Raw genomic sequence first — 11384 nt, 5'->3', positions numbered from 1 at the left:
TTCGTGGCGCGCCGTTCGGACCGTACGGTGGAATGAATAGCGCTCACCTGTCGCCACTACGTCGACAATCCGAATGAGACTCTCTTTCTAATTCAGGAAAGCCGACCCGGACCAGTTCGTGAATCGGTATGTTCGCCGGTGGATGCTGTCCCGACAGCATCGCGGAAAACTCGACTGGGAACAGGCAGGGCCAGATGTGAATTCCTCGCTTTCGGACCGGCGATTTCTGATTACCGGCGGCACCGGCTCATTCGGCCAGACGATGGTTTCCCGGCTGCTCGACGCCGGTGCCACCGAGGTACGGGTCCTCAGCCGCGACGAGTCCAAGCAGGACGCGATGCGTCACCGCCTGCGGGACGACCGGGTTCGCTACTACGTGGGTGACGTCCGCGACTACGACAGCGTGTTCAAGGCCGCCCGGGGCATGGAGTTCGTCTTCCACGCCGCCGCCCTCAAGCAGGTCCCGTCCTGCGAGTTCTTCCCGTTGGAGGCGCTGCGCACGAACGTGCTCGGCAGCGCGAACGTGGTCGAGGCCTGCGAGCGGGTCGGCGTCGAGACGCTGGTGCTGCTCAGCACCGACAAGGCGGTCTACCCGGTGAACGCGATGGGGATGACCAAGGCCCTGATGGAGAAGGTGGCGCAGGCGCACGCCCGGAACAACCCGCAGGCCCGGACCCGGGTCTGCTGCGTGCGCTACGGCAACGTCATGTATTCGCGCGGCTCGGTGATCCCGCTGTTCATCGAGCAGATCCGCCGGGGCGCGCTGCCGACCGTCACCGAACCCTCGATGACCCGCTTCCTGATGTCGCTGGCGGAGTCGGTCGACCTGGTCGAGCACGCCTTCCGCCACGGGCAGCCGGGCGACGTGTTCATCCGCAAGGCCGACGCCTGCACCATCGGCGACCTGGCCACCGCCCTGTGCAACCTGTTCGGGGTGCCCGCCAAGTTCGACGTGCTCGGCATCCGGCACGGCGAGAAGCTGTACGAGACCCTGGCCAGCCGGGAGGAACTCGCCCACGCCGAGGACCTGGGGGAGTTCCTCCGGGTGCCGGTGGACAGCCGCGACCTGAACTACGCCCTCTACTTCGAGGAGGGCAACGTCGAGCGGGGCACGCTGGCCGACTTCCACTCGCACAACGCCCGCCGGCTCTCCGTACCGGAGATCGAGTCGCTGTTGCGGACCCTGCCCGAGGTACGGGCGCAGCTCGAGGCCGCGGCGGCCGCCGCCGTGCCCGCGTGACCGAGCGGCGCGCTGCCGCCCCGGGCGTGGGCGGCGGCACGACGGAACGGGTGCCCCGGCGGCGCGACCAGGCCGACGCCGCGTCGCGTCCGGCCGCCCGGCGGGTCCTCGTCGTCGGGGTCACCGGCATGCTCGGTCACGCCGTCCTGCGCGAGCTGAGCGAGGATCCCGACCTGGACGTGCACGGCCTGGCCCGACGCGTGGACGACGAGGCGGGGTGGTTTCCGCCGCACCTGCGCGACCGGATCACCACGGGCGTCGACGCCACCCGGTTCGACGAGGTCCGCCGCTTCCTCGACCTGCTGCGGCCGGACGTGGTGATCAACTGCGTGGGCGTCATCAAGCAGCGGCCGGACGTGCAGGAGGCGGTGCCGACCGTCACGCTCAACGCGCTCCTGCCGCACCTGCTCGCCGACGCCTGCGCCGACCTCGGCGCCCGGCTGGTGCACGTCAGCACCGACTGTGTCTTCTCCGGTCGACGGGGCGACTACGCCGAGGACGACCTGCCCGACCCACCCGACCTGTACGGGCGCTCCAAACTGCTCGGCGAGGCGGCCGGGCCGTCCGCGCTCACCCTGCGTACCTCGATCGTCGGGCACGAGTTGGCCACGCACCGCTCCCTGGTGGACTGGTTCCTCGCCCAGCGGGGCCAGGTACGCGGTTTCACCCGCGCCGTCTACACCGGGGTGACGACCGTCGAGTTCGCCCGGCTGCTGCGCACCGTGGTGCTGCCACGCGAGGACCTGACCGGGCTCTACCACGTCGCGGCCGAACCGATCACCAAGCACGACCTGCTGCGGCTGGTCGCCGAGGTGTACGGGTGGCCGGGCGAGCTGGTGCCGGACGACGGGTTCGTCTGCGACCGCTCGATGCGGGCCGACGCGCTCGCCCGGGCCACCGGCTACCGGCCACCGGATTGGCCGGAGATGGTCCGGGCCATGCACGCGGCCCGGGCCCGCTGGACCGACGCGGACCGGCCCGGCATCCGGGTCTGACGGCGGAGGGACGACCCGCCGGCCGCGTGGTGCGCGGCCGCGATGCGAAGGACAGCACGTGATGAATCGTTTGGCCGAGTGGGGCGTCGTCGCGGGGGCGGCGGGGCTGGTCGTGGTCACGACCCTCGTCGCGGTCGACGCCCCGCTGGCCGCGATCGGGCTGACCCTGCTGCTCCTGCTGGTCGCCCTGGTCCGCCGGGTGGACGGCTGGCGGTGGTTGCTGGGGCTGACCACGGCACTGCTGGTCTGTGCCTCGTCGGACCTGCCCGCCCTGGTCGAGCTGAGCTTCTATCCGCGCTACGCCGCGGTCGCCGGCCTGGTGGTGTGGGGGCTGTTCCGGCCGGTCCGGGCCCCGGTCCGGCTCGCCCCGTGGACCGGCGTCCTCGTCGTCGCGCTCTGGTCGGTCGCCGGACTCGCCACGCTCAGCACCGTCTGGTCGGTGGTCCCGATGGAGACCTTCCAGCGTGGGGTGGCACTGGTGCTGTTGGCCGCCCTGGTGCACGTGCTGGTGCGCCGGCGGTGGTCCGAGCGCGGGGTGATGCTTGCCGACCTGCGCACGGTGTACCTGGTCCTCAGCGTGTCCGCCCTGGTCAGCCTCGGATACGGGGGCACCGGCGGCGTGCTGACCGCCGGGTTGGCCAGCAGCCAGCGTTTCCAGGGCATCTTCAACAACCCGAACATGCTCGGCATCGTGTGCGCCCTGGCCATCCCGCTGGGCTGGGCGGTCTACCAGCAGTTCCGTCGGCCCGTACTGCTGCTCGGCCTGCTGCCGGCCGGCGTCTGTCTGCTGCTGTCGCAGTCGCGTACCGGCATCGTCGCCGTGCTGGTCGGTGCCGCCTGGGTGCTGCTGCGGCACGGGTTCGGACCGGTGGTCCGGACCGCCTCGGCGGTGGCCGCGACACTGCTGGTGGCGCACCTGTTCAACCTGCTGCCGGTGATCTTCTCGGCGCCGTGGATGCAGCGGGTCGTGCTGCGCTTCACCGACCCGGAGGGTGCCGACCTGTCCAACGGCCGCACCGAGATGTGGCAGGCCACCGTCGACCTGTGGTGGCAGAACCGACCCACGCTGGGCTTCGGGTACGCGTCCCGCAACCACCTGTTCGAGCTCGCCAGCTACGACGAGTTCTTCGGCGCGGGCGTCAGCGTGGTGCACAACAGCTATCTGCAACTGCTGCTGGAGCTGGGACTCACCGCCGTCGTCCCGCTGGTGGCGCTGCTGCTGGCCGCCGCGCGTGGCGCGCTGCGCGCACCGGTGCGCGGGGCCAACTCGGGCCTGGTGTGGCTGGTGGTCAGCGGGGTGATGGTGCAGTTGACCGAGTCGGCCATCTTCGGCACCGGGCAGCCCTACCCGTACGTGTTCTGGCTGGCGGTCGCCGCCCTGCTGCACCGGCCCTCCGCCGACCCGGACGAGAAGGCCGGGGTCACCGAGGGCGTCCGCACCCGGCCGGGTCGCCCGGCACCCGCCGGGCTGCCCGGCTGACCGGTCAGCGACGGCGCTCGGCGGTCAGGAACGCGGTGACCCGGGCCTGCCAGGCCCGGTGGTCGAACGACTCGCGGGCCCGGGACAGGGCGGCCCGGCTCATCGCCGTCCAGTCCTCGTCCCGCAGGCGCAGCGCCCGCTCGATCCCGCGACGCACGTCGTCCGGGCCGTTGCCGTCGAGCACCAGGCCCTCGACGCCGTCGTGCACGTAGGCGGCCAGGTCGCTGGTGTGGTTGAGCAGCACCGGGCACCCGGCGGCGAGGCTCTCCGGCACCTTGGACGGGAAGCCGTGCGCGGCGTACCCGCCGGTGGGCCGGACCAGCATCGAGAAGTGCGCGCTCCCGAGCAGCGTCAGCACGGTGTCGCGGGGCACCCGACCGAGGAAGGTCACCTCGGCCGCGACCTCGTCCAGCAGCGCCGGGTCCAGGTCCGACCCGGTGGCGGCCTGGGCGCGGGTGACGCCCGCGATGGTCAGGCTGACCCGCCGCTGGTCCGCCGGGGCGAGCCGGCTGATGCCGCGCACGATCACGTCGAGCATGTCCTTGCGGCCCGGGGTGCCGGCGTAGAGCAGCCGTAGCCCGTCGGCGAGCGACGGTGTCCGGGGTGGCGCGAACTCGGCGCAGTCCACCTGCGGCGGCACCACCAGCACGTCGAGGCCGTACGCGGCGAGGTGGTCGGCGAGCGCGCCGGTCACCGCCGTGGCCCGGTGCACCAGCCGGGTGGCCAGGAAGGTGGACCAGCGGTGCCGTACGAAGTACGGGGTGAGCCAGCCGTGCGCGAACTGGTGCCGATCGTGGCGTTCGCTGGCGTCCACCACCACCGGTGCGCGCAGCGCGAGCCGCAGCACCGCCCAGTTGCCGAGCGTCATCATCGCCATCGGCAGCAGCACCACGCCGATCTCGTCGCGGTCCACGCCCTGGCGGCGCAGGGCACGCAGCACGCGTACCGGTCGGGCCAGGCGGGCCGCCATCCGGGTGAGCCGGTTGCCGCCCCGGACGCGCAGCGTGACCAGGTCGATGCCGGCGAGGTCGCCGAACCCGCCGGGGAAGGGGACCTCGCAGGGCCAGTCGTTGACCACCAGGGTCCGCTCCCCCTCCGGCGCGGCGCTGCGGGCGAGCTGCCGCAGCCGGTTGGAGGTGGCGTCGCCGTACGGGAAGGCGTACGCGCCGACGAGCAGCGGTCGGGCCGGGCGTACCCGGGCCGCCGAGCGGCGGCGTTCCTCCGGGCCGCGTACCAGGGTCCTGTCGTTCATCTCGGTCACCGTTCCGAGCCGGCGGTCTGCCGGCTCCGCTGGGCTGTCGGGTGTTGCCGTGGTCGATAGATCGCGAGGTGGGCGGCGAGGGCGGCGTCGATGGCGAAGACGCTGTCGGCGAAGCGTGCGGCGGCCGCCTGTGGCGTCGTCGTCACGGTGTACGCGGCGGCGGTCCGCACCGCCTCGGCCCAGACCCTCGGCGGCGCGTCGGTGTCGACGACCGTCACACCGGGCAGGTGCGCCTCGATGAACCGCACCCCGGGCAGGTCGGCGGCGACGGTGCCGACGCCCAGCGCGACCGGTTCCAGCACTCCCCCGGGCAGCCCTTCCAGGCAGGAGGGGTGCACCACCACGTCGGCCTGCCGGAGCAGGTGACCCACGTCGTCACGGGGGCCGAGCAGGTGCACCCGGTCGGCGAGGCCGGCGGCCTGCGCGGCGTCGCGGACCCGCGCGTCGTCGTCCGCCTCGTCGCCGGGGCCGACCAGCACCGCGTGTGCCGGCACGCCCAGCGACCGCAACTCGGCCAGGATCGGCGGCAGCAGCCAGCGCCGCTTCTCCGGCGAGGCCCGGCCGACGCTGACGCAGACGAGAGCGTCCGGTTCGGCGCCGACCAGCGCCCGCAGGTCGTCGCGGCCGGGTGTCCGCAGCCGGTCGAGGTCGAGGCCGTTGAGCACCACCCGGCAGCGCCGGTCGTCCTGCCAGGCCGGGTCGTAGCCGAAGGTGAGCGAGCTGGGCGAGACGCCGAGGATGTCGGTGGCGCTGTGCCGCAGCAGCCACCCGCAGAGCCGGCGGTAGACGCGTCGCCGCAGGTTGCGGCGTACGTTGTCGTCGCCCCGGAAGTGCGCCACCCGCACGGGTACGCCGCAGAGCCGGGCCAGTGCCAGCGGTACGCCGGAGAAGTTGGCGCAGTCGACGTGCACCACGTCCGGACGCCACCGCCGCAGCAGCCCGAGCAGGCGCGGGACGAAGTGCCGGTCCAGTGCGATCGGGGTGACCGTGCCGCCGTGCCGGGTGACCACCTCCGCCAGCGGGCCGGGGCCGATCCGGTCGCTGAGCGTCACCAGGTGCACCTCGACACCGGCGGCGGCCAGCCGGGGCAGCAGTTCGGCGGTCCGCATCTCGGTGCCGCCGAAGTTCAGTTCGCCGACGATCCGCAGCACCCGGCACGGACGATCGGGCCGGTGGGTGCCCGGCGTCGTCGGATCATCCCAGGACATCTGCGCGCTCCTTCGCTCGTTCGGTCGGTCGGGTCCGATCGCCGCGCAGCGCCCGCCGATAGCCCACGAACACCGCCGGCCACATGGTCAGCACGTACGCGAGACAGGCCGCCACCGGCAGGCCGACGAGCCCGAACTGCCGCAGCCCCCAGACCTTGAGCCCGGCCGCCAGCACCAGGAACGACGCCCATCCGACGAACTGGGGCCGGAGCAGGCCGACGCTGTTCTGCACCATGATCAACGGGGAGGTGACGGCGACCAGGAAGGACCAGCCGGCCAGCCCGGCCAGGAGCGCGACCGACACGGTGGCGCGGTCGATGCCGCCCACCCACGACTCGACCAACCGGGGGCCGACGCCGACCAGCGAACCGCCGACCACCCCGACGATCAGCCCGTAGAGGAGCACCATCCGTCGGGTGTTGCGACGTACCCAGGCCACCTCGCCCCGGGCCAGGGCGGTGCCGTTGACCGGCCAGATCGTCATGCCGACCAGCCCGACGAAGATCGACAGTACGCCGAACAGCTTCCCGACCACCGCGTAGTGGGCCGCCACCGCGGGCCCGAGCAGGTACGCGACCAGCGGGCTGTCCATGTTGAGCGCGATCGACGACATGGTGGTGAGCGCGAAGAACTGGAGGCCGAGCCGGAGCAGGCCGACGGCGGTGGCCCGGTCCACCAGAGCCGGACCGGGCCGCAGCGCGGGCTCCTGGAACCAGAAGTACGCCACCGTGTTGAGCAGGTTGGTCAGCGGTACGGCCAGCACCGCGCAGCCGATCACCACCAGGGGACTCCACCCGGCGGCGATGGCGCCGAGCACCGCGCCCATCGCCACCAGCGCGCCGGCCGACTGCCAGACGTTGCTCTGCACCACCTGGCCCCGGGCGTACTGGATCCGTTGGATCAGCGAGAACGGGATGTTGACGGCGAAGGCCCCGAAGCAGAGCAGCACCATCGCGGACGCGTCAGCGGCGACCCGCGCGTCGGTCACCCCGAACAGCCCGGCCCATCCCACCGTGGGTACGACCGCCACCAGAGCGACGACCAGCACCACGGCGACCGCGCCGAGGGTGGCGAAGGCGCTGGAGATCTCCCGCGCCTGTGCCCGCACGTCGGTGACGTGGTGACTCAACCGGGTCAGCAGCCCGTTGCCCAGCCCCAGGTCGGCGAACCAGGCCATGCCGGTCAGCGCGGTGACCGCCATCCAGAGGCCGTACCGCTGGTCGCCCAGGTAGCCGAAGCAGGCCGGGGTGACGACGAGCGGCGCGGCCAGGCCGATCCCCTTGGCCGCCATCGCGGCGGCGATGCCGACCGAGACGCGTCGGTCCCGGTCACCCGCCGGCTCACGTGTCTCGACGGCGGGCGGCGTGTCGACGGCGGCCGGTGCCTCGACGGCGGGCGGCGTCGTGGTCTGCGCGGGATCGACCGGGGCGCTCGGGGCGGTCGACCGCCCCGGTCCGGTCCGGTTCGCCGCCCGGTTCACCGGGTCCCGGCGGGAGCGACGTCGCGCCGCCCGGACATCCACTCGACGGTGGCGCGCAGGCCGTCGAGGCGGTCGACCGGGGTCACGTCCGGGAACAGCTCCCGCAGCAGGGTGTCGTCGGCCAGCGAGTGCGGCACGTCGCCGGTGCGCGGGGCGGCGTACTCGCGGGCGATCGGCCGCCCGAGCAAGCCCTCCAGCTCGTCGACGACCTCCAGCAGGGTGGCCCGCGCCCCGAAGGCGAGGTTGACCGGGTGTGGGTGCTGCACCCGGCGGCGCAGCGCGTCCAGGATGACCTGGCAGACCGTGCCGACGTAGGTGAAGTCGCGGGACTGGGTGCCGTCACCGTGCACCACGACCGGCTCGCCGTGCAGGGCGGCGTGCGCGAAGCGCGGGATCACCGCCGCGTACGCGTGGTCGTGCCGCTGCCCCGGGCCGAACACGTTGAAGAACCGGAAGGCCAGCGTGGGCAGCCCGAACGACGCCTGGTACGCCAACGCGTACGCCTCGGTGGAGAGCTTGGTCGCCGCGTAGGGGCTCATCGGACGGGCCCAGGTCAACTCCGTCTTGGGCAGCGCGGGGTTCGCGCCGTACACCGAGGACGACGAGGCGACGACGACGTGCGCGACGTGATGTCGGCGGGCCGCCTCCAGCACCATCAGCGTGCCGGTCGCGTTCGCGTGGTGGGAGGCCACCGGATCCCGCAGGGAGCGGGGCACGCTCGGCAGAGCGGCCAGGTGGACCACCGCGTCCCGGCCCGCCATCGCCGTGTCCAGGGCGACCGGGTCCAGGATGGAGCCCTCGACCAGGTCGACGCCGAGTCCGTCCAGGTTGCCGGGCAGTCCGACGGAGAGGTCGTCGAGGACGGTCACCTCTTTGACGGCGGGATCCGCCAACGCGGCGCGGGCCAGATTGGATCCGATGAAACCGGCCCCGCCGGTGACCAGAATTCGCATGGACAAAACCCCCGAATGAATGTCGAAGATATGTATATCGACTCATCTGGGTCACCGTCCCGCGTTCGGGGAATTCCGCGCTGCTGTCCGGGAGCCGACCGTACGCCGCCGACCAGGGGCGAGGTGGCGCACAGTGACGTCATCGGTACGCGTTACGGCGGAGGTGCCGGGTGCGCCGGGAGGAGTTCGGGGCCATGGGAGAACTGATCGTCTACCGTTCCAACGCGCTGATGACCGTCCGGTCGCGTTTCGACGCCACCCGGGACGTGCTGATGCCGGCGAACATCGCCTATGCCCAGGGCATGGTCGGCATGTGGCACTCCAGCCTGCCGCAGGTCACGCTCGTGCCGTCGACGGCCACCGACGCCCAGGTGTGGCCCTCCCCGTCGGCCGTGGGCACCCCGATCCACGACACCTCCGACGACAACTGCCCGATCAACACCGGTTGGTCGTACGTGGGCGGCAACCACGGGTACAACGTGGGCAACCAGATCGCCATGACCGGCCACGGCAAGACCACCGCCGACGTGGGTTCCCGGTGGACCGACGGCACCCGGGTGTTCACGCTGCTCGCCGTCACCAACGCCAACAGCCTGCTCTTCGGCAACCCGTACGTGATCGTGGACGGCATCGCCCAGGGCGCGCGGGGCCGGCCGACGGCGCCGCTGACCCACGTGTCCGGCGCGACGAACCGCACCACCGTGCCGATCACGGGTCTCACGCCGGACGTGCAGATCCGTCCGGCCACCCACAGCCACGAGGTGAGCGTGGAACTCGACGGACGGCCGGTTCCGGACGGCCGGCGGACCGGCCAGGAGCTGCGGATCCGGGAGTCGTACCTGATCCCCTCCTACCAGGGGATGATCGACACCGCCCAGACGAACATCGGTACGCCGATCGCCACGATCATGTCGCGGATCCCGTCCCTGTGCCGGATCGACAACCTGTACCGCTGGAGCGCGGACGGGCTGTTGGTCTCGCAGACGGTCACCGCGCTGAGCCGCTTCGCCGTGAACGCCGGGGTCACCCAGTGTTCCGCGCTGACCGTGCCGACGGGCGGTAGCCGCCGGCAGTTCATGCCGAACGTGGGGGTCGCCGGCAACCTGGACTGGTCCACCTGGGCGCGGCTCGACACGCTGAGCGCCCTCACCGACATCACCCCGGCGACGTTGCGGGACCCGCTGACCCCGGCCGCGAGCATGACCCAGTGGGTGGTGGACTCCGGCGGGGAGCAGAAGTGGGGCATCGCCGTCGGGTTGCTGCCGTTCGACGACGGGCGGCCGGCGACGCGGGCCGGGCACACCACGGCGAAGTGCTGGTTCGTCAGCTCCAGCCTGAAGAAGAACTACCCGCAACTGGTGTGGGGACGGACGCTGGAGCCCGGTGCCTCGGTGACCGGCACCGCGTACCGCCGCTATCTGGCACCGCCCTCGGCGGCCACCGAGATCGTCGTCTCCACCGGCACCCACGACGTCGTGGTGGTCGAGCGGGTCGGCCCGGTCGCCCAGGCCCGGATGCCGGCGCCCCGACTGTTCGCCCGGCAACTGGTCGCGGAGGGTCCGACCAACCTCACGGTGCCGGACCGCGTCGCCGTGGACGGCATCCCGTACGCGGTGCCGGTCTCGCCCGGCTACGGCATGTGGCGTGCCGAGCCCGGCCCGCCGGCTCCGCCGCAGGTGCCCGGCGTCGCGCTCGGGGTCGGCAGCTACTTCCTGCCGCTGGCCGGTCCGACCCGGACCTGCACGTACACCGGCGCGTTCCATCGGCTCCTGCTGCACCCGGTGTACCTGGCCGAGCCGACGCCGGTCGACCGGGCCTGCGTCGAGGTGACCGCGCCCGGCACCGGCGTGCTGCGCCACGGTGTGTACGCCCACGACCCGACCACCGGGCGGCCCGCGCTCCTCGGCCCGATCGCCGACTTCGGCACGCTCACGGTGACCACCGCCGGGATCAGGGAGTCGGTGCTGAGCACGCCGGTGGCGCTGCCCGGCGGCTGGCACTGGTACGCGCTCGTCTGGCAGGGCACCGGCACCACCGCGCCGACGCTGCTGGCCGAGGCGGCGGGCGGGACGGCGCTGAACCTCGGCACCGACCCGGCGGCGATGTCCGGCGACCGGTACGGCTACCAGGTGACCGGCGTGACCGGCGCGCTGGGCGCGATCACGGTCGGCGGCGTACACCAGTTCCCGCCGCCGCGCGTGGCCTACCGGCGGGCCTGACGGCCTCAGACCGTGGTCACCCCGTAGATCCGCTTCATCGCCTCGTGCTTGGCCGGCACCGGCAGGTGGCCGATCCCCAACGACTTGGCCTGCAACCGCGCGAGGTATTCGTCGGTGGTCCGCAGCGGTCGCGCCGGCACCCCGGCGGCCACGGTGTTGTCCGGGATGTCCCGGGTCACGATCGAGCCCGCCCCGATCACGCACCGGTTGCCGATGGTGACGCCCGCCAGGATCATCGACCGCATCCCGATGTAGACGTCGTCGCCGACGACGATCGGCGCGGTCCAGTCGAGGTCCGGGTGGTCCTTGCGGAGGATCAGCGTGCCGCCGTCGTGCGTGACGAACTGGACCTCGGAGGTGATGTAGACGTTGTCGCCGAGGGTGATCAGCCAGGGCTCCGAGCCGAACATCGCCCGGCTGATCCCATAGAAGCGGACCCGCCCGGTCAGGTTCACCCCGAGGGAGCGGGCGAACGCCTCCGGGTCGCGGGTGGCGGCGAGATGGTCCCGCACCCGCCTGACCATCGTCCTAACGCGACTGGACACCTG

Annotated in this window: 9 protein-coding genes; 4 read left to right on the top strand and 5 right to left on the bottom strand. The window is 72.5% G+C overall.

Going from position 1 to position 11384, the window contains the following annotated elements; translation table 11 throughout:
* Positions 1 to 196: 196 nt before the first annotated feature.
* From ACWDVW_RS13890 to ACWDVW_RS13880, 3 genes are all read left to right on the top strand, one after another.
* Positions 197 to 1240, top strand: coding sequence for a polysaccharide biosynthesis protein (locus tag ACWDVW_RS13890; RefSeq protein WP_449948034.1), 1044 nt, complete (start codon positions 197 to 199; stop codon positions 1238 to 1240).
* Entirely contained in the window at positions 1237 to 2235 is a 999-nt protein-coding gene (locus tag ACWDVW_RS13885; protein ID WP_449948031.1) for a dTDP-4-dehydrorhamnose reductase family protein, read from the top strand. The genes ACWDVW_RS13890 and ACWDVW_RS13885 overlap by 4 nt, the downstream gene beginning before the upstream one ends.
* 61 nt (positions 2236 to 2296) lie before the next feature.
* Entirely contained in the window at positions 2297 to 3715 is a 1419-nt protein-coding gene (locus tag ACWDVW_RS13880) for an O-antigen ligase family protein (RefSeq protein WP_449948085.1), read from the top strand.
* Between the two features lie 4 nt (positions 3716 to 3719).
* Here the strand turns inward: ACWDVW_RS13880 and ACWDVW_RS13875 are convergent, their stop codons facing one another.
* From ACWDVW_RS13875 to ACWDVW_RS13860, 4 genes are read right to left on the bottom strand one after another with little or no spacing between them, the layout of a single operon-like run.
* A complete protein-coding gene (locus ACWDVW_RS13875; RefSeq protein ID WP_449948029.1) occupies positions 3720 to 4967 on the bottom strand; it encodes a glycosyltransferase in 1248 nt (415 codons plus the stop codon).
* A gap of 5 nt (positions 4968 to 4972) precedes the next feature.
* The gene (locus tag ACWDVW_RS13870) at positions 4973 to 6184 is read right to left on the bottom strand and encodes a glycosyltransferase (RefSeq protein ID WP_449948026.1); all 1212 of its coding nucleotides are present in this window, start codon (positions 6182 to 6184) and stop codon (positions 4973 to 4975) included.
* Positions 6171 to 7664, bottom strand: coding sequence for a lipopolysaccharide biosynthesis protein (locus ACWDVW_RS13865; protein WP_449948024.1), 1494 nt, complete (start codon positions 7662 to 7664; stop codon positions 6171 to 6173). The genes ACWDVW_RS13870 and ACWDVW_RS13865 overlap by 14 nt, the downstream gene beginning before the upstream one ends.
* A complete protein-coding gene (locus tag ACWDVW_RS13860) occupies positions 7661 to 8617 on the bottom strand; it encodes an NAD-dependent epimerase/dehydratase family protein (RefSeq protein WP_449948021.1) in 957 nt (318 codons plus the stop codon). The genes ACWDVW_RS13865 and ACWDVW_RS13860 overlap by 4 nt, the downstream gene beginning before the upstream one ends.
* 194 nt (positions 8618 to 8811) lie before the next feature.
* On the opposite strand from ACWDVW_RS13860, the gene ACWDVW_RS13855 reads away from it, so the two are divergent.
* The gene (locus tag ACWDVW_RS13855; RefSeq protein WP_449948019.1) at positions 8812 to 10836 is read left to right on the top strand and encodes a hypothetical protein; all 2025 of its coding nucleotides are present in this window, start codon (positions 8812 to 8814) and stop codon (positions 10834 to 10836) included.
* Between the two features lie 5 nt (positions 10837 to 10841).
* On the opposite strand, the gene ACWDVW_RS13850 is transcribed toward ACWDVW_RS13855, so the two are convergent.
* On the bottom strand, positions 10842 to 11360 hold the full coding sequence (locus ACWDVW_RS13850; protein ID WP_449948016.1) for an acyltransferase: 519 nt from the start codon (positions 11358 to 11360) through the stop codon (positions 10842 to 10844).
* Between the last annotated feature and the right edge of the window lie 24 nt (positions 11361 to 11384).

The sequence above is a fragment of the Micromonospora sp. NPDC003241 genome (genome assembly GCF_053589795.1).
This window is presented reverse-complemented; position numbering and strand designations above follow the sequence as displayed.

What these genes read in the sequence shown, in the direction of transcription:
- ACWDVW_RS13880 (WP_449948085.1), top strand. Translation starts at nt 2,297, where the DNA reads ATGAATCGTTTGGCCGAGTGGGGCGTCGTCGCGGGGGCGGCGGGGCTG.
- ACWDVW_RS13875 (WP_449948029.1), bottom strand. Translation starts at nt 4,967, where the DNA reads ATGAACGACAGGACCCTGGTACGCGGCCCGGAGGAACGCCGCCGCTCG.
- ACWDVW_RS13870 (WP_449948026.1), bottom strand. Translation starts at nt 6,184, where the DNA reads ATGTCCTGGGATGATCCGACGACGCCGGGCACCCACCGGCCCGATCGT.
- ACWDVW_RS13860 (WP_449948021.1), bottom strand. Translation starts at nt 8,617, where the DNA reads ATGCGAATTCTGGTCACCGGCGGGGCCGGTTTCATCGGATCCAATCTG.
- ACWDVW_RS13855 (WP_449948019.1), top strand. Translation starts at nt 8,812, where the DNA reads ATGGGAGAACTGATCGTCTACCGTTCCAACGCGCTGATGACCGTCCGG.
- ACWDVW_RS13850 (WP_449948016.1), bottom strand. Translation starts at nt 11,360, where the DNA reads ATGGTCAGGCGGGTGCGGGACCATCTCGCCGCCACCCGCGACCCGGAG.